We start from the raw sequence: 21,743 nt of genomic DNA on the forward strand, positions 1-21,743 counted from the left end.
AGCCTTTCCGCATTTCCCATAGGAGTCGAGCATCCTTTCGTTCCAATTAACTTATTCATCAATATAAGTATTTATTAAGGAACTATTTAAATAATAATCAGTTGAACGATTCAAAAAATGCATCGTCCTTACCCAAATCTTCCTATTCTCTACCTGCACTTACAATTTCATTTTTTATTTCATAAATTTGTTCAATATGACGTTTTTCATGAACTCCTATAAAAGGGATCCATTGTTTTAAATTTATTTCGCCTAAAAATGGATGAGGCATTCCTTTATTCTCTAAATTTTGCTCTTTTGTAAGCTCTACAAAATCAATTAATGATTTTCTAGATTGATTTAATTTTGCTAAAATCTCTGCTTTTGAAATAAACTCGTCAGTCGGTTCAAAATGAGGTGGGGAAGTTACTTTCATCGTACGGTCGTTGACTAAATGAATCGGTTTATCTGAAATTACTTTTGGAGGTGCTTCATTAAAAGTACGAGTCATTAGTTTCACAAGTTTAGATTCCATTAGAAATAGATGTTCTAGTACTTGCATGATTGACCATTTTTCTTTACTTAATTTTTTATTTAATTCATCGTCGGTTAGGTTATTAATGCTTTCAAATAGTTCATTTCGGATTTGAATATTTTCTTTCATAAGTCATTCCCCATTTCATTTAATCAAGTAGAAAATATAAATTTTAGTAAAAGTAAATTAAAATCAAAACATAAAGAAGCAAGCAATTTTGAACAATTCAATGAAAATAACTAAGGATATAAAGTTTGATCGCCATCATGTTAATTATACGAATAATTTGGTGGGATTATAATGATAATTTGGTATTTTTTGTAAATTAGCTCTTTTAATCTATATAGGTGTTTAATACTAACTTACAAATTGAAAGTAGTAGTGTTAGATCGTAATACACTAGAAATTGAATGGTTTTGAATGGTTTTGAATGTTTTTGGTTGAAAACGATTGATTTTTTATTTGTTGTAATTTATACTTGCTAATATGAAAGGATGAAATAGATGTTAACTCCTGAAAGACAACAATTCATTATAGATTTAGTAAAAAAAATGGGAATCGTTAAATTAAGAGAAATCGTTGAATTAACAAATACTTCAGAATCAACAATTCGACGTGACTTAGTTGAACTAGAATCTTTGAATCTTTTAAAAAGAGTACATGGAGGAGCAGCTTCAATTAATAACAGAGGTACAGAACTGAGTATGGTTGAAAAAACATCCAAAAACGTTCATGGCAAAAAATTAATCGCTCAACTCGCTGTAGCTCAAATTAATGAAGGTGATTGTATCTATCTTGATGCAGGTAGCACAACATTTGAAATGATACCGCTATTAAAAGGTTTGAATGTAACAGTCGTTACAAATGGTTTAATGCATGTTGAAGCTCTTTTCGAAAATGAAGTTACAGCTTATCTTATTGGCGGGAAAATGAAAGGGCATACAAAAGCTTTGATTGGGAATATAGCATCCGAAAGTCTTCTGAATTTCCGTTTTGATAAAAGTTTTATTGGAACAAATGGGGTACATCTGAAGTATGGCTTTACGACACCAGATCCTGAAGAGGCTTTTGTAAAGAAGACGGCAATCGAAGTATCTGAAAAAAAGTATATATTAGCTGATTATAGTAAATTTGGTGAAACAAGTTTTGCAAAGATTGGAGATCTTTCTGAAGCAATCATCATAACAGACGAAGTTGATGATGAACTTATTAAACAATTTGAGGAAAAAACAGCATTGATAAAGGTTGTGAAAGAATGATTTATACAGTTACACTAAATCCTTCAATTGATTACATCGTAGAAGTTGATGATTTTCAATTAGGAAAAATAAATCGAATGAAAAATGAAAATAAGTTCCCAGGTGGAAAAGGAATAAACGTATCAAGAGTATTGAAACGATTAGATGTTGAAAGTGTTGCACTTGGATTTGTAGGCGGTTTTACAGGCAATTTTATTGTGAATGTATTAGAAAAAGAGAATGTTGCTTCAGACTTTGTACGGGTAGAAGGGGATTCTAGAATTAACATTAAATTAAAGTCTCAATTTGAATCAGAGATAAATGGACAGGGTCCAGCAATTTCAGAAGAAAAATTAGATCAATTTTTTAAACAGTTGGAGCAAGTGGAAGGAGGAGATTATGTAGTTTTAGCAGGTAATATTCCTCATACACTACCAGCTGACATGTATGAAAAACTTACTAAATGGGGAAATGAAAACGGAATCAATATGGTTGTAGATGCAAGTGGGAAAGTATTACTGGACGTGGTAAAGCATAAACCTTTCTTTATTAAACCGAACCATCATGAATTAGGTGAATTATTTGATGTAAAAATTACATCAATTGACCAAGCGATTCCTTATGGTAGAAAACTAATTGAGATGGGTGCGCAAAATGTATGTATTTCTTTTGCTGGTGATGGGGCGATCTTATTATCCAATACGTCTGTGTATACTTCTACTGTGCCAAAAGGAAAAGTTTTAAACTCTGTTGGAGCAGGTGATTCTTTAGTAGCTGGATTTTTAGGAACATTTGTGAAAACAAAATGTATAGAAACTTCATTTAAGGTAGGGGTAGCTTCAGGAAGTGCAACTGCATTTTCAGAAGATTTAACAAAAAAAGAAAAAATTGAAGAGTTACTAGATCAAGTTTCGATTCAAAAGGGATAGGGGGATTCACATGAGAATAACAGAATTACTTAAAAGAGATACAGTTCTAATTGAAATAGATTCAACTTCGAAAAATTCAGTTATCGATGAACTTGTAGATGTATTAGATCAAGCGGGAAGATTAAATAATAAAGAGCTATTTAAAGAAGCAATTTTAAAAAGAGAAGGTCAAAGTACAACGGGGATAGGAGAAGGAATTGCGATACCGCACGCTAAGACTTCTGCCGTTAAAATACCTTCGATAGCATTTGGTCGATCTAATGAAGGGATCAACTATGATTCACTAGATGGACAACCAGCTCATTTGTTTTTTATGATTGCGGCGAGTGAAGGTGCGGACAATGCACATTTAGAAACTTTATCAAGACTTTCAACGTTATTAATGGATGAAGAGTTTCGTAGTTCACTTTTAGGTGCAGAAAATGCAGATGAAGTGATTAGATTAATCGATCATAAAGAAAAAACTTTAAATTCAGATGAAGAAGAAATAAAAAAAGATTCATCCCGTCCATTTGTATTAGCAGTAACAGCATGTCCGACGGGAATTGCTCATACGTATATGGCTGCTGATTCGTTAAAAGCAAAAGCAAGGGAATTGAATGTCGATCTAAAAGTTGAAACAAATGGATCAACTGGAGTAAAGAATGAACTATCAATCGATGACATTAATAGAGCAACAGCAATTATTGTTGCAGCGGATAAACAAGTAGATGTAAACCGATTTGATGGAAAACATGTTATACAAGTTCCTGTTGCAGAAGGGATTCGTAAGCCAAAGGAATTAATTGAACGAGCAGTTAAACAAGAAGCTCCAATATTCCATTCAAATAATAAAGGGTCATCTGCAGAATCTTCTCCGAAAAATGGTTTAGGTATCTATAAGCACTTAATGAATGGTGTTAGTAATATGCTACCTTTTGTAGTAGGTGGAGGAATTCTAATCGCTTTAGCATTTGCCTTCGGTGGGATTCACGCAAAAGGACCAATTGCTGAGTTACTAATGAAAATTGGTGGTACAGGAGCCTTTAGTTACTTAGTTCCAATTTTAGCAGGTTTTATTGCCAGTTCGATTGCAGATCGTCCTGGATTTGCACCAGGGGTAGTTGGCGGATTTTTAGCTGCGAATGCAGGTTCTGGTTTCTTAGGTGGATTAATCGCTGGTTTCTTGGCAGGATATGTTGTAGTAGGACTTAAAAAATTATTTTCTAATTTACCAAATTCGTTGGAAGGTATTAAACCAGTTCTTTTATATCCTGTATTCGGTTTATTAATTACAGGTGTTTTAATGGAATTGGTAGTAAATCCACCAGTAACGTATTTAAATTCTGGACTAACTCATTGGTTAAGTAGTTTAAATGGTGGAAATGCTATTTTACTAGGTTTAATCTTAGGTGGTATGATGGCAGTAGATATGGGAGGACCAATTAACAAAGCTGCCTTTACTTTTGGTATTGCAGCGATTGCTGCAAATAATTTTGGCCCGCATGCTGCTGTAATGGCAGGTGGTATGGTACCTCCATTAGGAATTGCATTAGCTACTACTATTTTTAAATCAAAGTTTACAGAAATGGAACGAAAATCTGGTATTACCAACTATATAATGGGAATATCATTCATAACAGAGGGTGCGATTCCTTTTGCTGCTGCTGACCCTGTAAGAGTAATTGTCAGTTCAGTTGTAGGTTCTGCAATTGCTGGAGGTTTGGCAATGGCATTTGGTATTACATTACCTGCTCCGCATGGTGGAATATTTGTTATTCCATTAGTGAATAAACCTTTTATGTATTTATTCGTCATTTTTATAGGTGCATTCATTACAGCAATCATGTTAGGTATTTGGAAAAAAAGAGTTACTGAATAACCTAAAAATCTAGAAATTGATTTTCCAAATAAGAATTACTTTTTTTATACATTTTAAGAGGTGTCTCTAAGTTAATTGGACTTAGATGACACCTCTTTTTTTTAGGTGTAAACTCAGTGGAAAAACGTTAGCTACAACAAATGTTGGTATTAAGTATGCATAATAAGTACTAATTCACACAAAATAAACTTATTGAATTAGTAATACTGGGAGAAATGCATAAATGCGTTCTAGTAAACATGACCATAAAAGTAAAAAAACAAATATTCAAATTAGTAATCATTTAAATAGTAACATCGAAAATATAAAAAAATATTTATCTAATACGAGTGATTTATCGACTCGTAATTTAAGCTTTCATAATAAAGAGATTGTAGTTGTTTATTTAAGTACAGTTGTAAATAGAGAAATCCTTGAAAAGCAGGTCATTCAACAATTAATCAATCATCCAAAGGAAACGATCTTGAACACGGTTGCTATCCAAGAGGTAAAAGTGTCTAATTCGTTTGATGAATGTTTACTTAGTATTGTAAAGGGGAATACAGTCATTTTCATAGAAGATGAAAAAGCTGTATTTATTTTAGATACTACATCTTTTCAAAATAGAGCAATTAAAGAGCCGAATAATGAGCAAAATTTACGTGGACCACATGATGGTTTTGTAGAATCCTTACAAACAAATATTAATCAAGTACGAAGAAGAATTTCCAACCCTAACTTTGTGATAAAAAAATTATCTGTAGGGTCAGAATCAGATACTTCTTTAGCAGTTTTATATATTGATACCATCGCAAATGAGAATTTAATAAAGGAAGTTCTTAGAAGACTTTCGTATATAAATGCAGATTATATTTACTCACCAGGAAATCTAGAAGAATTCATTGAAGATAATCCTTATTCTCCATTTCCACAAATGCTTACAACAGAACGGTCTGATCGAGTTGCAGGAAATTTAATGGAAGGGAAAGTTGCGATATTAACAGATGGAAGTCCAACTGCACTTATCATGCCAATAACTTTTTTTTCGTTTTATCAATCACCTGATGATTATAATAGTCGGTGGATGGTAGGGTCCTTTGCTCGTCTTATAAGGCTAGTTAGTTTCTTAATCGCAATTTCATTACCTGCAATGTATATCGCATTAGTTTCTTTCCATTTTGAAATTATTCCGATTGACCTTGTTTTTACCGTAAAGGGTTCATTACAAAATGTGCCATATCCACCATTAGTAGAAGCTCTTGCAATGCAAACGACATTAGAATTACTAAGGGAATCAGCTATACGTCTATCAAGTCCAATTGCACAAACACTTGGTGTAGTAGGTGGTTTAGTAATTGGAACAGCTGTTGTACAAGCTAACTTAGTTTCTAATACGATGATTGTAGTTGTTTCTCTTACAGCAATTGCTTCATTTGTTGTACCTGATAGCGAAATTGGGACTTCAGTAAGATTACTTGGTTTTCCATTAATGTTTCTAGCATCATTAATTGGGTTAATCGGAATTGTTTTTGGGCTTAGTATCATACTAATTCATCTTTGTAAACTAGAATCATTTGGAACACCTTATTTTGCACCTTTTGCTCCATTTAGGTCATCTGATTTGAAAGATACAATCTTTCGCGCACCTGCATGGAAAATGAAAAAGCGTCCGTTTGCACCTTTACCAAAGAAATTTAAACGCGAAAATAATTCTAGGGGATGGGAAAATGATGAAAATTGAAAAAATGCTTTCAAAAACTCAACTTACATTTACCATCATCCAATCCCAAATTGGAGTAGGGTTATTATCACTTCCATATGTAGTTCACAAGCACGCTAAACATGATGGATGGATTTCAGGACTTGTTGCAGGTCTTGGAGTGTTTTTTCTAGTATTCATTATGTGGTTACTTGGTAAGAGATTTCCAAATGATACAATTTATGATTATTCGTCAAAAATTGTTGGGAAATATATTGGAAATTTTATTTCATTTCTCTATGTATTATTTTTCTTTATCGTTACGATTTTTGTCGTGATCCTTGCCATTTCTGTGTTGAAAAAATGGATACTTACATTTACACCACCATATGTATTAATTTTATTTATTGTTGGTATTGGTATGTATTTGGCAAAAGAAAACTTAAAAGTGATTGGTCGATTTTTTAATTTTGCATGTGTACTAATTGTAGTTTTAATATTTTTGGAATTCTGTTCCTATAAATATGTGAATTATAAATACTTATTTCCGATCGGACAAACTGGAGCGAAAAATATCCTCCTTGGTGCACATGATACGCTCGTGTCAATGCTCGGTTTTGAGTTTCTTTTAGTATTATTTCCATTCGTTAAAGGAAATCCAAAAAGTATATTAAAATGTTCTACGCTAGCGATTAGTTTTGTTACACTTTTATATACTTTCTTTTTAATTACAAGTTATATGAGCTTTAGTTCAGCTGAAATAGAAATTGTTCCTGAACCAATTCTATATTTATTAAAAGCATTATCTTTTCAAGTAGTTGAGCGGTTGGATTTAATATTTCTATCGATTTGGGTAGTTCCAATTTTAACTTCTGTTGTTACTTACCTATATTTATCTAGTTTTGGAATAAGCAGAATCTTAAAACTGAAAAATCATAACAAAACAACGATTATGATAGGAATTCTGATTTCAGCAATTTGTTTTTTCGTACCTCAAGATGAAACTTTTCTATCAAACTTTGGTACGTATGTTTCTTATACTAGTTATTTATTCATATTCATCATTCCATTGATCTTATTAATCATATCAATTTTAAGAAAAAGGAAAGAAATTGGTAATCCATATGAAGTATAAACTCATATCCTTAACTTTATGTTGCATGTTATTTTTAACAAGCTGCTGGGATCAAAGACTTTTAAAAGAATCTAAAATTGTCTATAGTTCAGGTTATGACTTAGAAAAAGATGATGATATACTCGTAACAACTGTAATAAGAACTAACGCACTAGCAAGTACTGATCCAACTCAAGCAAAAACAACAAATTTCATCTTAAATTCAAAAGGAAAAACATTGTCTGATAATCGGTTGAAACTACACCGAATGATTCCTGGGGATTATGCTACTAATAAATTAAGAGTATTAGTATTAGGAAATACACTAGCTAAACAAGATATTTATCCAATATTCGATATTGTGTATAGAGACCCTAGAAGTTCACTAGGAGCAAAAGTAGTGGTAGCGATGGGAAGAGCAGATGAAATTTTAAATCTGAAAATGGTAGAGGAAACTCTTATTGGTGAAGATATTCTTAAATTGATTACGACAGCGGAACAGCAAACAATTGTCCCAGAGGAAAATGTACAATCAATTTGTACGCTCATTTTTGATCCAGGTAACGATGTCGTACTCCCTCTTATACAAAAAAATGAAGAGAAAGTAGTTAGTATAGCAGGATTAGCTTTATTTAATGGGCAAATTTATACGGGATATAATCTTCTAGATGAAGAACCAACTTTATTACTTTTATTAAAAAATCAATTGAAGAAGTACGCTCGATTTACTTTAGAGGTTAATCCGAAAAAAAAGGATATAAGAGAAAGATATATTTCAATTCAAGTGAAAAAAAATAAACCGAAAATGAAAATAAGCGTTTCAAAAAAAAATAAAATAACCATTAATATGAATTTAAAATTAGAAGTAGAGGCGCTAGAATATCCTAAGGATAAGTTGTACTCTACTAAAGAGGTTAAAAAATTAAATAAGGAACTATCGAAGCAACTAACGATTAAAACAGAGAAAGTTATTAAGACACTTCAAAAATCCAACTGCGATGCACTTGGAATAGGGAGACAATTAATTTCATTTCATCCTAACGTTTGGAAAAAAATACATTGGAACAAAGAATATCCAAACATTTCGATTAAGCCGAACGTTGATGTGAAAATTGTAGGTACAGGAATATTAGAATGATTAAAAAAAGACCATCCGTAAAGTATAATTACACCTTTTGGATGGTCTTTTTTTGAAATTTAGTTACTTTAGATCACGAAATAATATACACAGACAAAGTGACAAAGTGTGCCTAGCATGATGAAAATATGAAAGATTTCATGAAATCCCCAATTTTTTAAAGATAAAAATTTAGGTTTCACTGCATATATTAAGCCACCTACTGTATAAAATACTCCTCCTAAAATCAATGAAAACATCCCTTTAGTACTGATTGCGTCTGAAAGTGGTGAAGATGCAATAATAATGACCCAGCCTAAAGCAATATAAAGAGTAGTTGATAACCAACGGGGACAATTAAACCAAACAAGTTTAAATAGGACCCCACAAAATGCGATGAATGTAACGATTGAAAACATAATCCATCCAATTTTGCCATTTAAACTAATTAAACAAAAAGGAGTATATGTACCTGCTATTAAAATAAAAATCATCGAATGATCCATTCGTCTTAAAAAAGCGATAATTTTATCACTTGCTTTTACCATATGGTAAGTGGTTGAAGCTGAATACAAAAGAATCATACTGATTCCAAATGCGATGACTGCTGAAATTTGCAAAGCACTCGCACCAGAATAAGTCGTCTTAAAAATCATTGCCAATAGTCCAACTAATGAAAGTAAAGCACCAATTAAATGAGTAAGTGAATTAATTGGTTCACGCATAAAATTCACCATTGTAACTCCTCCAACTCTATTATGTAGTTTTGATAACTACATATAAAGTTATCACTTACGACGTTATATAGTCAAGTGGTTTAAAGTGATTATTTTTTATGCTACAATGAAACTATAAAATTCAATCATTAGAGGACTTAAAATGAAAAATATAAATAAATCAATTGAAGAATTAGCCTTAGATCATAAAATTCTATTAGAAGATATTCCAGATATAGATCTATATATGGATCAGGTAATCCAACTTTTCGATAATAAATTCTCGAAATCTCATTCAGACGAAAAAGTTCTAACGAAAACAATGATAAATAACTATGCTAAAGCTAAATTGTTTTTCCCTATAAAAAATAAGAAATACACAAAGAACCACATCATTTTAATTAGTTTAATTTATCATCTAAAAGGGGCGCTTTCGATAAATGATATAAAAGAAACATTGAGTGGTTTAAACCAAAAAATCATCCATAATGAAAATACTAACTTAGAAGAAATCTATTCAAGCTTCTTACATTTAAACGATTTGAATTATGAAAAATTCAACAATGATCTCCAATTAATCGTTGAAAATGTAGAAAATGAATTAGTTGACATTAACGATGAAAGTAAAGCGTATTATGAGCAATTATTATTAATCTCATCTTTCGTAAATGTAAGCAATTTTTACAAGACTGCGGCAGAGAAGTTAGTAAAAGATTTGATGGAAAGTCATAAATAAGTAGTTATAGAATTGATATTTTGTTTCATATGATACACATGATAACTTACTTGGATAATCAATGGGCTCGTTATTGAAGATAGTTAATCTTTTCTTAACTGGGCTTGAATATATTGAGAATAGTTTTACAATTAAATTTTAATATGACTTTTTCTAAACACTGAAACAATTGAGATCTTAAATTGTTTCAGTGTTTATTTCTATAATAGGTTCTTTTAATGCTTATAGTTTCTATTTTATAGAATTTAAAGTAAAGAATATTTAAAGACATTGATTGGAGTGGAAGGTGCTATACTCCTATGGGAGTACGGGAAGGGTGAGACCCCGCAGGCTTGCCGAGGAGGCTCAGCTCACGCCCCATGGAAAGCGAGCGTTCTGGAACGGAAATCAACCTTCTTTTTAAGATAACTTTATAATTTCTTGCTTTTTCATTTTTAAATCAACCAGTTAAGCTTATCTAAGTTTATAATAAATAATAGATGAATTGACTGTTTGAGAAATTGATTAGATCGGAGAATAAATATGTTAATAAATTCAAATGAAAAAGTTTTTTGGACATTGTTACAGCATAAAGATTGGAAGATTCATATCGCTTCAACAACAAAAGGTTTATGTTTCGTAGGTTCACATGAAGAAAGCATAAATGAGCTATTAGCATTTAAAAATAAATATTTCAAGCGTTTTGATTTAATCGAAGATCGTGAAATAATGTTGCCATACTCAGAAGAGCTGATTGAATTTTTGGATGGAAAACGGACTAATTTTACGTTTAATCTTGATTTCCATGGTACACCATTTCAAAATGCAATATGGAATGCGCTTTGCTCCATAAATTATGGAGAAACTAAGTCGTATTCCGATATTGCAACTTTAATTAATAAACCAAAATCTGTCCGAGCGGTAGGTACAGCAATTGGCGCAAATCCAATATTAATTGTCATTCCTTGTCATCGAGTGATAGGGAAAAATGGATCTTTAACGGGTTATCGTGGTGGATTGGATATGAAATTAAATCTTCTAGAATTAGAATCTCGAATCTGAACGATTAAGGAGATATGAGGTTGGAAAACGAAATATGCTTTAAAAATTCAAAGACTATTTTAAATAAAGGTACAGGTTTTTTAACAGGATATACTCATTCATTAAATCCTTACACTGGTTGTTCATTTGCATGTTCCTATTGTTATGTAAGACAAATGCCTGTTTCATTGTTTCGAAAAAAAGAATGGGGTAGTTGGGTTGATATTAAACAAAATGCTGCAATTTTACTAAAAAAAGAATTGAAAAATGCTAAAAACAAAGGCCAGGTATCGATCTTTATGTCGTCAAGTACTGATCCATATCAACCGATTGAACAGAATGAAAGAGTAACTAGAAGTTTGTTAGAAGTAATGCTCCAGAATCCACCGGACTTTTTATTCGTTCAAACAAGAAGTCCTCTAGTAAAAAGAGATATTGATCTTTTAAAACAATTTAAGGAAAAGATTCGTGTAAGTATGACAATTGAAACAGACTTAGATGAAATTAGAAAATATTTCTCACCGTATGCTCCACCAATTAAAGCACGATTGAAAGCAATTGAAAAACTTAGAGAAGCTGGAATACCTACTCAAGCTACAATTGCCCCAATTTTACCAAGTAGCGAGGAATTACCAATAATTTTATCTAAACTAGTAAATAGGATTTGTATCGATGATTTTTTTATGGGCGATGGGAGCGGAGGGAAACGAACGACACGTCTTGATATTAAGACGAAATATAAAGAGCTTGGTTTAGAAGAATGGTATGGACCTGAAGCATATAAATTCGTTTATGAACGGTTTAAAAATTATTTTTCAGAAAGTCAAATCTTTATAAGTCAAAAAGGATTTGAACGTTAGGGGCAGGAAAAGCAGGGAAGGCATATAGGACAGGAATACCTAAAGGAAATCCAATAAAATTCGTTAAAGTCTTTTAATCTCTTTTCTCCCTCCTTGATCCTGCCTTTCCTTATTCCTGCTTTTAAAATGAATATCATTTTGATTGGAGAGATATATATTGTCAGTAGTCAAATTTTTGAAAACAGATTCAGAAATAGTGAAAGCGTTTCAGACTGTAAGCCGATTACGACCTCACTTGAATGAGAAAGATTTCATTGCCACAATTAATCGTTTAAAAAATAATCATGATTATCATCTTGTGGCCGTGGTTGAGAATGAAGAAGTAACAGCAGTTGCTGGGTACCGTATAACTGAATCGTTAGCTTGGGGGAAATACCTTTATGTTGATGATTTAATTACAAATGAAAAATTTCGTAAAAACGGATATGCGCAAGTTTTATGGGATTGGTTAGTTCAAGAAGCAAAGGATAATCATTGCCAACAATTTCATCTAGACTCTGGGGTACAAAGATATGATGCACATCGATTTTACCTGAAAAATAAATTAAACATAACCTGTCATCATTTTCAAATGACTTTGTAAGTTTCTAATATGTGTACGTTAATTTTCCTCAATAAGAAAGAGCCTCTAAATTGAAAAATTTTTGTATTTTTGAATTTAGCATTCAATCCAATGAATGATATACTATTTTCAAATAGATTTAGGAGGCTTTTAGTAAATGAAAGAAAAAAATTCAAAACGGCTAGCAAATATTTCTCTTTTTGTTGCAACATGTGGTTTTGCTGTTACAATGCCGTTTCAATCTAAAATATTTCAGATTCTATCTGGTGGATTTGAGGCAGCTTTAGTTGGTGGACTTGCAGATTGGTTTGCTGTAACTGCTATGTTCCGTCATCCACTAGGTATACCGATTCCACATACAGCTCTATTACCTAAAAATAGAGAAAAGATAACAGAAGGTATATTAAGTACGCTAAATAATCAATGGTTAAGTAAAGAAAGCTTAATCGAAAAAGTAGAAGAGCGAAATTGGATTCATCAAGGGATAAATGCATTTGAGGAATTATTAGAAAACGATGAAACGAAAACGAAGATAATCAAATCAATCCAACAATTTGGTGGTTCAATTCAAGATGAGACAATCGAAAAATTTCTGTTGAAAACATTTAAACCGACAATTGATTCATTATCTACTCAAAAATTATTAAGTAATGCTATGGATACTGTCATTAAAAATGAGTGGGACGCTAAAACATATGAATTTTTAATTACTAAAATTGAAGAAACTGTTAGTTTACCTCATATTAAAGAATTAATTGGTAAAGAGGTTATTCAATTTATTGAGAGAAAGTTTTTTATGATAAAGGCTTTTCTACCGATGATTGGAGAGGAAAAAATAACTGAATTTATACATAGCGGTTTGATTGACCTATTAGGCGAATTAAAAGATCCAACTAGTGATAGAAGAAAGTTTATCCTATCATTTATACGATTAGAAGCTGAAAAAAATAAATCAAATGAACATATCATTCGTCAATTAGATGAATGGAAAAATAAAGGGTATGATTATTTAGTAGAACAAGCAATTAGATTAGTAAGAAGTAAAATAGCAGATGAAAATTTTCTTTTAAATACAATAAGAAATAGTATTGGATTTATTAAAACCTCTGATTTCATTGAGAGTATTGAAAAAGGGTTTAAAACTTTACTAATTAATTTAATCGAAAAATATCACCATAAAATAGGGGATCTAGTTCGATTTAATATTGAAAAATTATCTACTGAAGAAATAACAGATCTGTTAGAGAATAAAATTGGAAAAGATATAACATGGATTCGTGTAAACGGAGCAGTTTGCGGATTTATCATTGGAATAATCTTAACATCAATTAGAATGATTATTTCTCAATAGAATTCTTTTTTTCGTTTTAAAATTGTATTTAAATGGTTTTTTAATGATTACTTTCATTGTAGAAAAAGTTGATTGGAACGAAAGGATGCTCGACTCCTATGGGAAATAGCGGAAAGGCTGAGACCCCGTAGGCTTGCCGAGGAGGCTCAGGTTTCGCCCCATGGAAAGCGAGCATCCTGTAGTGGAAATGAACATCACTATCTTCCGTTATGAAAATTTGATAATTATTTGAAAAGATTATTTCAACAATCTGACCTTAATTAACGAGTTAGTTAATTAAGGTTTTTTTATGGGATATAAGGATATTTATTCCTTAATTTCTCCTGCTTTTCCTAGTTCCTGCTCTTAATGAATGGCAATAATTAGAAACTTAAGCATTTTTATGGTAATAAAAAAAATTTTCATGTATTATATGTAAGGGTAAAAAATATTTTCCGTAAAAATAATTTAAATGAACTATTTGAATTAAAATTATCTCTCTTAAAACACTAGATGGATTAAAGATATATTTTTTTATCAGTACTAATTATTAAAAGTTCGACTTAAGGAGGTTTAGTTTATGGATTCTATGTCATTTGTATTGTTCGGAGCCACAGGTGATTTAGCAAAACGAAAAATTTTTCCAGCATTATATAATCTTTATCTTGATGAAAAGATGCCAAAAGCTTTTTCAATCATCGGTATTGGCAGAAAAGAATTTTCAGATATCGAATTTCAAAATCAAGTAAAACAATCTCTAGCTACTTTCTCTAGACGTTCTTTAGATGATTTAATGATGGTCCAAGAATTTCTAGAATCTATTCGTTATCAACAATTAGACATAACGAATAAAGAAGGGTTCATTGAGTTGTTGAATTTAGTCAAAAAACGTGAAACAGAATTAAATATTCTTGAAAATAGATTATTTTATTTATCGGTAGCACCAGAATTTTTTGATCAAATAGCATCCAATATTAAAGAAAGTGGATTAGGTAATACTACTGGCTGGAAACGTCTAATTATTGAAAAACCATTTGGACGTGATTTAAAAACAGCTATTGAACTAAATGAAAAATTAAGTAAATCCTTTAACGAAGATGAGATTTATAGAATTGACCATTATCTAGGTAAACCAATGGTTCAAAATTTAGAAGCTTTAGAGTTTGCTAACCCAGTATTACAAGCACTATGGAACAATCAATATATAGCAAACGTACAAATTACAGCTAGTGAAACAGTTGGCGTTGAAGAGCGTGCAGGTTATTATGACAAATCTGGAGCGATTCGTGACATGTTTCAAAATCATATGCTACAGCTGCTAATGATGACGGCTATGCATTTACCAAATCAGAATTCTGCAAGCGATGTTCGAGCAGAAAAGAAAAAAGTACTTCAATCTCTTCGACCATTATCAAAAGAAGATGTTGCATCTAATGTCATCCGTGGACAATACGGTTCTGGTGAATTAAATGGGAAGAAAGTGGTTGCATATAGACAGGAGCCAGGTATTGAATTTTCATCCAAAAATGATACGTATGTAGCTGCACGAATTTGGATTGAAAATGATTTCTGGAAAGGGATACCTTTTTATATCCGTACCGGAAAACGAATGAAGGAAAAATCAACTCGAATTGTGTTTGAATTTAAAAGCCCGATTCAAAACATTTCAAATAAAAACAAACAAAAAAATGGAACAAATTTATTGGTGATTGAAATCAATCCAAATGAAAGAGTTTCTTTCTACTTAAATAGTAAAAACATAGATGGCAATATTGAACCTGTACAAGCAGAATATTTTGCGAATAAAAATGACCGACCAGAGGCCTATGAATTATTAGTTCATGATGCACTTCGTGGTGATGCGAAATTTTTTGCTCATTGGAATGAAGTTAAGATGTCTTGGGAATGGGTTCAACCTATTTTAGAAGCATTTGAAGAAAATCTAGTTCCTCTTCACACATATAAATCTGGTTCATTTGGACCTGAGGCTGCAGACCATTTATTAGAGAAAGATGGATTTAAATGGTGGCTAGATACAGAGATTTTACAATCAACAGATGAAAACGAACGAGATCTAAAAAGGAGTATATAAAATATGAATACAAATATTTCTACATTATCAATCAATACTATTCGTACACTTTCAATTGATGCAATTAATCAAGCGAATTCTGGCCATCCAGGTTTACCAATGGGTGCTGCTCCAATGGCGTATGCTCTATGGGCAAATCATTTAAAACATAATCCAAAAAGTTCAAAATGGTTTGACCGTGATCGATTTGTTCTTTCAGCTGGTCATGGTTCAAGTATGTTATATAGCTTATTACATCTTGCAGGTTATGATGTTTCAATCGATGACTTAAAAGATTTCCGTAAACTAAATAGTAAAACACCAGGACATCCTGAATTTGGTCATACAGATGGAGTCGAAGCAACAACAGGTCCTTTAGGTCAAGGGATCGCAACTGCAGTCGGTATGGCGATGGCTGAAGCTCATTTAGCTGCTAAGTTCAACAAAGAGGATCATTCGATTATTAATCACTACACATATGCATTAGTTGGTGATGGCGATTTAATGGAAGGTGTTGCATATGAAGCAATGTCACTTGCTGGTCATATGAAACTTGACAAACTTGTTGTTCTTTATGATTCAAATGATATTTCATTAGATGGTACGTTAAATCTTTCTTATTCAGAAGACATGAAAAAGAGAGCAGAATCATTCAACTGGCAATACTTAAGAGTAGAAGATGGAAACAATCATGAAGAAATTTCAAAAGCAATTGAGCTTGCTAAACAAAACACTACTCAACCTACAATTATTGAAATCAGAACGATTATTGGATTTGGTAGTCCGAAAGTTGCCGGTACTAATAAAGCACATGGTAATCCATTAGGTGTTGAAGAAGCGAAGGAAACGAAAAAAGTTTACGAATGGAATTATGAGGAAGACTTCTACGTTCCAGAAGAAGTGAAAGCTCATTTTAGTGAAATTCAACAAAAAGGTAGTGAAATGGAATTAGAATGGAAACGTTCATTCAATCAATACCGTGAAGCATATCCTGAATTGGCTTTAGAACTTGAAAAAGCGATCAAAGGAGAAGTATTAATTGATACAGATAATATTTTAACTTTTGACACTGAAAAAGCTGTTTCAACACGTGTTGCAAGCGGAGAAGCAATTAATCACTACGTTAAATCAGTTCCTGAAATTTTCGGAGGAAGCGCTGATTTATCTCATTCAACTATGACTGATATTAAAAATGAAAGCAAATTTGCAGTAGAATCTTATGCTGGACGTAATATCTACTTTGGAGTACGTGAACATGCAATGGGTGCAGCAGCAAACGGTATGGCTCTACACGGTGGTGTAAAACCATTTGTAAGTACATTCTTTGTATTTAATGATTATTTACGCCCATCTATTCGTTTAGCTGCATTACAAAAATTACCAGTAACTTATGTGTTTACACATGACTCAATTGCAGTAGGTGAAGATGGTCCTACACATGAACCAGTTGAACATTTAGCTGCTTTACGTGCTATTCCAGGTTTAACAGTTATTCGTCCAATGGATGCAAACGAGACTTCTAACGCTTGGGCTTATGCATTACAAAATACAGAAGGTCCAATCGCACTTGTATTAAGTCGTCAAAATTTACCAGTATTTGAAGAAACAGCTAAAAATGTAGAGAATCTATCTAAAGGTGGATATATTTTAACTGAAACGAATGCTCAACCTGACTTAATTTTAATCGCAACTGGTTCTGAAGTTTCTTTAGCGGTAAACAGTAAAAAAGAATTAGAAAAAGAAAACTTATCAGTTCGTGTTGTATCAATGCCAAGTTGGGAGCTATTCGATCAACAATCAGATGAGTACAAAGAATTAATTTTACCATCAAATGTTTTAAACCGAGTTTCAATTGAAATGGGGATCTCACTAGGTTGGGAACGTTATGTTGGTTTCAAAGGTAAAAAAATCTCGATTGAGACTTTTGGTGCTTCAGGTACAGGTAATGAAGTAATGGAATTATTTGGATTTAGCACAGAAAACGTTGTAAATGTTAGTAAAAGTTTATTAAATTCTTGATTGATTGACAGTAATTTAATTCTTTTAACATAAAAATTTTTACTTAGAGAAAAACAATAATATAAAAGTGGATGTTTAGGGAGGATATGTAATGAGAGTTGGTTTAATTGGACTAGGAAAAATGGGTTTAAATTTAGGGCAAAATTTAATGGATCATAATCATGAAGTAGTTGCATTTGATGTTAATGCAAATGCTGTTGAAGAAATGAAAAATCTTGGAGCAATTGGTGCTTCAAGTTTAGAAGAGTTAGTTAAAAACATGGAAACACCAAGAATACTTTGGATCATGGTTCCACACGCAGTTGTAGATTCTGTAATCAGTGAGATCAAACCATTCTTATCAGAAGGTGACATTGTTATTGAAGCAGGTAACTCACATTATAAAGAGTCAATTAGACGTTATAATGAATTAAAAGAAGACGGCATCCGCTTTATGGACGCTGGAACTTCTGGTGGAATGGAAGGCGCTCGTAATGGTGCTTGTTATATGGTTGGTGGAGACCAAGAAGCTTGGGATATCGTAGAACCAATCTTTAAAGATACTGCAGTAGAAAATGGCTTCTTATATGCTGGTAAAGCAGGTAGTGGACATTTCTTAAAAATGGTTCATAACGGAATTGAATACGGTATGATGGCTGCAATCGGTGAAGGCTTTGAAGTATTAGAGAAAAGTGATTTTGACTATGATTATGAAAAAGTTGCAAAAGTATGGAATAATGGTTCAGTTATTCGTTCTTGGTTAATGGAATTAACTGAAAATGCATTCTCTAAAGATGCAAAATTAGACGAAATTAGAGGGGTTATGCATTCTTCTGGTGAAGGAAAATGGACGATTGAAACTGCTCTTGACCTACAAGCAGCTACACCGGTTATTGCAATGTCATTATTAATGCGTTACCGTTCATTAGAAGATGATACATTCACAGGTAAAGTTGTTGCAGCTCTTCGTAATGAATTTGGTGGACATGCAGTTGAAAAGAAATAAATATTGTATAAAATAGTAAGTATCCCTAAATAATGGAGGAAATACAAAAATGAAATTTTTTATTGACACAGCTAATGTAGAAGACATTCAAAAAGCTTATAAAATGGGCGTATTATCAGGAGTAACGACTAATCCATCTTTAGTAGCTAAAGAAGGAGTTAAATTTGAAGATCGTATCGAAGAAATCTTAAAATTAGTTCCTGAAGTAGAATCAGTATCTGCTGAGGTTACACCAAATGCGGTATCTGCTGAAGAAATGATTGCAGAAGCGGATGAGCTTATTAAAATCAATGGTGGAGATAAAAACATTACGATTAAATTACCAATGACACTTGCTGGTTTAGAAGCATGTCGTTACCTAACAAAAAAAGGTGTAAAAACAAACGTAACGTTAATCTTTACTGTTAACCAAGCATTATTAGCAGCAAGAGCAGGTGCTACTTACGTTTCACCATTCTTAGGTCGTTTAGATGATATTTCTGAAGATGGCGTATTATTAGTTGCTAAAATCGCAGAATTATTCCGAGTTCACAACATGGATACTCAAATTATTGCTGCATCAGTTCGTCACCCAGACCACGTAACACGTGTAGCATTAGCAGGAGCTCATATTGCGACAATTCCTTACAGTGTAATTGAGCAGTTATCAAAACACCCATTAACTGATCAAGGTATTGAAAAATTTGCAGCTGATTGGGCAAAAACAACTTTATAATAAATAATCAAACTTATTAATCGAAAGTAAGATTAAATGAGTTAAAAATAACCCCCATCTTCATTGAAACTAAATTTGTAGCTTTGAAATGGGGGTATTTACATAAAAATCTACAAAATAGAGGAGGAATCGTGATGAATTCGAATCAAAAATTTGTTGGTTACGTAGGGACTTATACGAAAAGTGAAAGCAAAGGTATCTATCAATTTACTTTAGATACAGAAAAAGAGAGAATTACAGATGTAAAAGCTGTAGCTAACCTTGGAAATCCAACTTATTTAACAATTAGTGAAGATAATAAGAATCTATACGCTGTTGTAAAAGAAGGGAATCTAGGTGGTATTGCGGCCTTTTCAATTGAAGAAAACAGCGGAGAGTTAAAAAAATTAAATGATCAGCTAACTGAAGGTGCTTCACCTTGTCATATTAGCATTGATCGCCGTAAACAACAGCTTGTTACCGCAAATTATCATAAAGGAACGATTGACTTATATGAGGTAAATCAGGCTGGACTAGCTAATGAAGCTTCTTCCGTGATCCAGCATGAAGGTACTGGATTAAATAAAGAAAGACAGGAAAAACCTCATACACATTTTTCAGGTTATACACTTAATGAAAAATATGTTGTAGCTGTCGATTTAGGAATCGATAAATTAATTACATATAAAATTGAAAATAAATCTCTAATTGAAGTTAACAGTTTATCTGTTAAACCTGGCAGCGGACCTAGACATATTACATTCCATCCGAACGGAAAGTTTGCATATATTATGACAGAACTTAGTTCGGAAGTAATTGCTCTTCAATTAAATGAGGATGACGGAAGCTTTACTGAATTACAGTATATTTCAACGATTCCAAATGATTTTACTGAAAATAACCAAGGAAGTGCGATCCATATCTCAAAAGATGGTCAATTTGTCTATGCTGGTAATCGTGGACATAATAGTATCGCTGTATTTAAAGTAAACCAAGACACTGGGAAACTTAATTTAGTGGAAATTGTTTCAAGTGAAGGGAATTGGCCAAGAGATTTCGTTTTAGATCCTTCTGAAAACTATTTAATCGCGTCAAACGAAATGTCAGGAAATCTAGTTTTATATGCTAGAAATAATACAACTGGTAAACTTGCAGTGATCCATTCAGATGTACAAGTTCCAGAAGCTGTATGTGTAAAATTTTTAAATGTTTAAGATAGAGTAGGGGTTTTTAAGATGGATTTTAAAATAACTGATGCTGCCAAAGAAATATTAGGTAAAGTAGATAATACAAAAATACTACAATTAGAATTTGACCGAGGTAGTTGTGATGTAGTTAATAACATTTATGAAATAAAAGTTATTAATAAAAGACCATGTGGTCCCAATGAAAAAATGATCATTGGAGATCAGTTTGAATTCAGGGTAAACAAAAATTTTGAAGATGTTTATGAAGACCAATTAGTAATTGATTATCAAAATGGTTCTTTTATTTTCAAAAACAGAAATCAAATTTTTAATAATCGTATTGGATTAACATTTATTAAAGAAGATTAAATAATAAATGTACTATTCAGGACTCTACTTGCATCATAACCATCGTTTGTTCGCACAAAATAAAAAGTATTATCAGCAACTATGTCTTCTTTTACCTGGACAGGCATCTTCTGTAAATTTAAAACTGCAATCGAATGAAGTTTTTCCTTTGTGTAGCCAGATTTGCTTAATAAATTTTCATCAATTAGTTGATACGTTTTTTCTGAGTCAATTGCATAATAGATTCTTGTTTCGGCTGTATGTTCATTTGTAACAAATGAATTTCCCTCTTCCTTTTCGGTCGGGAACGAAGTAGCTCGTATAACTGGTCGAACTTGGTCCTCAAGAAAAACAGTCACAGTGTGCATTGCAGAAAGTGCCTCTTTGACATAATAAATTAATTCATTAAATGCCACTTCGCCTTCAGCTTCATACTTTGCAACTGCACTATTTAAAGAGACACTCATTCCTTTTTTACTTTCAATCCCTTCAATTCGAAGGTCTTCTTTTTCACGATCATATATAAAACGCCATTCTTCATTACCAAGGCGATTTTCTATCATTTTTTTTATGTCTAACGTTGTTTTTTTAGCCAATTGTTTTACCTACCTTATTAACCTCTAAGTCCTTCAAGAAACTCTTCTACTTGTTCTTTTGTTTTACGATCTTTATTTACGTATCGCCCAATTTCTTCGCCATTATTAAAAGCTACAAAGCTAGGTATTCCAAAGATATCTAGTTCTTGGCATAACTCAATAAATTGA

21 protein-coding genes are annotated in these 21,743 nt (G+C 32.2%); 17 read left to right on the forward strand and 4 right to left on the reverse strand.

Going from position 1 to position 21,743, the window contains the following annotated elements; all coding sequences use genetic code 11:
- Window positions 1-142: 142 nt before the first annotated feature.
- On the reverse strand, window positions 143-643 hold the full coding sequence (locus B7R67_RS19145) for a DinB family protein (protein WP_088072588.1): 501 nt from the start codon (window positions 641-643) through the stop codon (window positions 143-145).
- Window positions 644-1,017: 374 nt separating this feature from the next.
- Between B7R67_RS19145 and B7R67_RS19150 the strand changes: the two genes are divergently transcribed.
- From B7R67_RS19150 to B7R67_RS19175, 6 genes are all read left to right on the forward strand, one after another.
- A complete protein-coding gene (locus B7R67_RS19150) occupies window positions 1,018-1,773 on the forward strand; it encodes a DeoR/GlpR family DNA-binding transcription regulator (protein WP_088072589.1) in 756 nt (251 codons plus the stop codon).
- Window positions 1,770-2,681: a 1-phosphofructokinase gene (pfkB, locus tag B7R67_RS19155; RefSeq protein ID WP_088072590.1), complete on the forward strand. Its 912-nt coding sequence runs from the start codon at window positions 1,770-1,772 to the stop codon at window positions 2,679-2,681. The genes B7R67_RS19150 and pfkB overlap by 4 nt, the downstream gene beginning before the upstream one ends.
- 10 nt (window positions 2,682-2,691) lie before the next feature.
- Complete coding sequence (locus B7R67_RS19160; RefSeq protein ID WP_088072591.1) at window positions 2,692-4,542, forward strand: PTS fructose transporter subunit IIABC; 1,851 nt, start codon at window positions 2,692-2,694, stop codon at window positions 4,540-4,542.
- Between the two features lie 223 nt (window positions 4,543-4,765).
- Complete coding sequence (locus B7R67_RS19165) at window positions 4,766-6,262, forward strand: spore germination protein (protein ID WP_088072592.1); 1,497 nt, start codon at window positions 4,766-4,768, stop codon at window positions 6,260-6,262.
- A complete protein-coding gene (locus B7R67_RS19170) occupies window positions 6,249-7,355 on the forward strand; it encodes a GerAB/ArcD/ProY family transporter (protein ID WP_088072593.1) in 1,107 nt (368 codons plus the stop codon). Before B7R67_RS19165 ends, B7R67_RS19170 begins: the two co-directional genes overlap by 14 nt.
- On the forward strand, window positions 7,345-8,472 hold the full coding sequence (locus tag B7R67_RS19175; protein WP_142289592.1) for a Ger(x)C family spore germination protein: 1,128 nt from the start codon (window positions 7,345-7,347) through the stop codon (window positions 8,470-8,472). Before B7R67_RS19170 ends, B7R67_RS19175 begins: the two co-directional genes overlap by 11 nt.
- Window positions 8,473-8,540: 68 nt before the next feature.
- Here B7R67_RS19175 and trhA read toward each other — a convergent pair whose 3' ends face one another.
- A complete protein-coding gene (trhA, locus tag B7R67_RS19180; protein ID WP_088072595.1) occupies window positions 8,541-9,188 on the reverse strand; it encodes a PAQR family membrane homeostasis protein TrhA in 648 nt (215 codons plus the stop codon).
- Between the two features lie 142 nt (window positions 9,189-9,330).
- Between trhA and B7R67_RS19185 the strand changes: the two genes are divergently transcribed.
- From B7R67_RS19185 to B7R67_RS19235, 11 genes are all read left to right on the forward strand, one after another.
- A complete protein-coding gene (locus B7R67_RS19185) occupies window positions 9,331-9,903 on the forward strand; it encodes a DUF1836 domain-containing protein (protein WP_088072596.1) in 573 nt (190 codons plus the stop codon).
- A gap of 522 nt (window positions 9,904-10,425) precedes the next feature.
- Window positions 10,426-10,944 carry a methylated-DNA--[protein]-cysteine S-methyltransferase gene (locus tag B7R67_RS19190; RefSeq protein ID WP_088072597.1) on the forward strand — a complete coding sequence of 173 codons (519 nt, stop codon included), beginning with the start codon at window positions 10,426-10,428 and terminating at the stop codon, window positions 10,942-10,944.
- Between the two features lie 20 nt (window positions 10,945-10,964).
- On the forward strand, window positions 10,965-11,783 hold the full coding sequence (locus tag B7R67_RS19195; RefSeq protein WP_208615673.1) for an SPL family radical SAM protein: 819 nt from the start codon (window positions 10,965-10,967) through the stop codon (window positions 11,781-11,783).
- Window positions 11,784-11,940: 157 nt separating this feature from the next.
- Window positions 11,941-12,366 (forward strand): GNAT family N-acetyltransferase, encoded by a 426-nt coding sequence (locus tag B7R67_RS19200; protein WP_235822217.1) that lies wholly within the window; start codon window positions 11,941-11,943, stop codon window positions 12,364-12,366.
- A gap of 136 nt (window positions 12,367-12,502) precedes the next feature.
- Window positions 12,503-13,696, forward strand: coding sequence for a DUF445 domain-containing protein (locus tag B7R67_RS19205; RefSeq protein ID WP_088072599.1), 1,194 nt, complete (start codon window positions 12,503-12,505; stop codon window positions 13,694-13,696).
- A gap of 559 nt (window positions 13,697-14,255) precedes the next feature.
- A complete protein-coding gene (gene zwf, locus B7R67_RS19210) occupies window positions 14,256-15,767 on the forward strand; it encodes a glucose-6-phosphate dehydrogenase (RefSeq protein ID WP_088072600.1) in 1,512 nt (503 codons plus the stop codon).
- Window positions 15,768-15,770: 3 nt separating this feature from the next.
- Complete coding sequence (tkt, locus tag B7R67_RS19215) at window positions 15,771-17,765, forward strand: transketolase (RefSeq protein ID WP_088072601.1); 1,995 nt, start codon at window positions 15,771-15,773, stop codon at window positions 17,763-17,765.
- A 91-nt stretch (window positions 17,766-17,856) separates the two neighbouring features.
- Window positions 17,857-18,750 (forward strand): phosphogluconate dehydrogenase (NAD(+)-dependent, decarboxylating), encoded by an 894-nt coding sequence (gnd, locus tag B7R67_RS19220; protein ID WP_088072602.1) that lies wholly within the window; start codon window positions 17,857-17,859, stop codon window positions 18,748-18,750.
- Window positions 18,751-18,799: 49 nt separating this feature from the next.
- On the forward strand, window positions 18,800-19,465 hold the full coding sequence (gene fsa, locus B7R67_RS19225) for a fructose-6-phosphate aldolase (protein ID WP_088072603.1): 666 nt from the start codon (window positions 18,800-18,802) through the stop codon (window positions 19,463-19,465).
- 134 nt (window positions 19,466-19,599) lie between these two features.
- Entirely contained in the window at window positions 19,600-20,658 is a 1,059-nt protein-coding gene (locus tag B7R67_RS19230; RefSeq protein ID WP_088072604.1) for a lactonase family protein, read from the forward strand.
- 21 nt (window positions 20,659-20,679) lie between these two features.
- Complete coding sequence (locus B7R67_RS19235) at window positions 20,680-21,000, forward strand: iron-sulfur cluster biosynthesis family protein (protein ID WP_088072605.1); 321 nt, start codon at window positions 20,680-20,682, stop codon at window positions 20,998-21,000.
- Here B7R67_RS19235 and B7R67_RS19240 read toward each other — a convergent pair.
- Entirely contained in the window at window positions 20,997-21,575 is a 579-nt protein-coding gene (locus tag B7R67_RS19240) for a DUF1444 family protein (RefSeq protein ID WP_088072606.1), read from the reverse strand. The two genes, B7R67_RS19235 and B7R67_RS19240, sit on opposite strands and share 4 nt — an antisense overlap.
- Window positions 21,576-21,592: 17 nt before the next feature.
- Window positions 21,593-21,743: thioredoxin family protein (locus B7R67_RS19245; RefSeq protein ID WP_142289593.1), on the reverse strand; the 151-nt coding region annotated here is incomplete at its 5' end.

The sequence above is a fragment of the Gottfriedia luciferensis genome (assembly GCF_002156865.1).
GTDB classification, from domain to species: Bacteria; Bacillota; Bacilli; order Bacillales; family Bacillaceae_G; genus Gottfriedia; species Gottfriedia luciferensis.

Excerpts from the sequence above, each read along its gene's own strand:
- B7R67_RS19145 (WP_088072588.1), bottom strand. The coding sequence starts at position 643 with ATGAAAGAAAATATTCAAATCCGAAATGAACTATTTGAAAGCATTAAT.
- B7R67_RS19150 (WP_088072589.1), top strand. The coding sequence starts at position 1,018 with ATGTTAACTCCTGAAAGACAACAATTCATTATAGATTTAGTAAAAAAA.
- pfkB (WP_088072590.1), top strand. The coding sequence starts at position 1,770 with ATGATTTATACAGTTACACTAAATCCTTCAATTGATTACATCGTAGAA.
- B7R67_RS19160 (WP_088072591.1), top strand. The coding sequence starts at position 2,692 with ATGAGAATAACAGAATTACTTAAAAGAGATACAGTTCTAATTGAAATA.
- B7R67_RS19165 (WP_088072592.1), top strand. The coding sequence starts at position 4,766 with ATGCGTTCTAGTAAACATGACCATAAAAGTAAAAAAACAAATATTCAA.
- B7R67_RS19170 (WP_088072593.1), top strand. The coding sequence starts at position 6,249 with ATGATGAAAATTGAAAAAATGCTTTCAAAAACTCAACTTACATTTACC.
- B7R67_RS19175 (WP_142289592.1), top strand. The coding sequence starts at position 7,345 with ATGAAGTATAAACTCATATCCTTAACTTTATGTTGCATGTTATTTTTA.
- trhA (WP_088072595.1), bottom strand. The coding sequence starts at position 9,188 with ATGGTGAATTTTATGCGTGAACCAATTAATTCACTTACTCATTTAATT.
- B7R67_RS19185 (WP_088072596.1), top strand. The coding sequence starts at position 9,331 with ATGAAAAATATAAATAAATCAATTGAAGAATTAGCCTTAGATCATAAA.
- B7R67_RS19190 (WP_088072597.1), top strand. The coding sequence starts at position 10,426 with ATGTTAATAAATTCAAATGAAAAAGTTTTTTGGACATTGTTACAGCAT.
- B7R67_RS19205 (WP_088072599.1), top strand. The coding sequence starts at position 12,503 with ATGAAAGAAAAAAATTCAAAACGGCTAGCAAATATTTCTCTTTTTGTT.
- zwf (WP_088072600.1), top strand. The coding sequence starts at position 14,256 with ATGGATTCTATGTCATTTGTATTGTTCGGAGCCACAGGTGATTTAGCA.
- tkt (WP_088072601.1), top strand. The coding sequence starts at position 15,771 with ATGAATACAAATATTTCTACATTATCAATCAATACTATTCGTACACTT.
- gnd (WP_088072602.1), top strand. The coding sequence starts at position 17,857 with ATGAGAGTTGGTTTAATTGGACTAGGAAAAATGGGTTTAAATTTAGGG.
- fsa (WP_088072603.1), top strand. The coding sequence starts at position 18,800 with ATGAAATTTTTTATTGACACAGCTAATGTAGAAGACATTCAAAAAGCT.
- B7R67_RS19230 (WP_088072604.1), top strand. The coding sequence starts at position 19,600 with ATGAATTCGAATCAAAAATTTGTTGGTTACGTAGGGACTTATACGAAA.
- B7R67_RS19235 (WP_088072605.1), top strand. The coding sequence starts at position 20,680 with ATGGATTTTAAAATAACTGATGCTGCCAAAGAAATATTAGGTAAAGTA.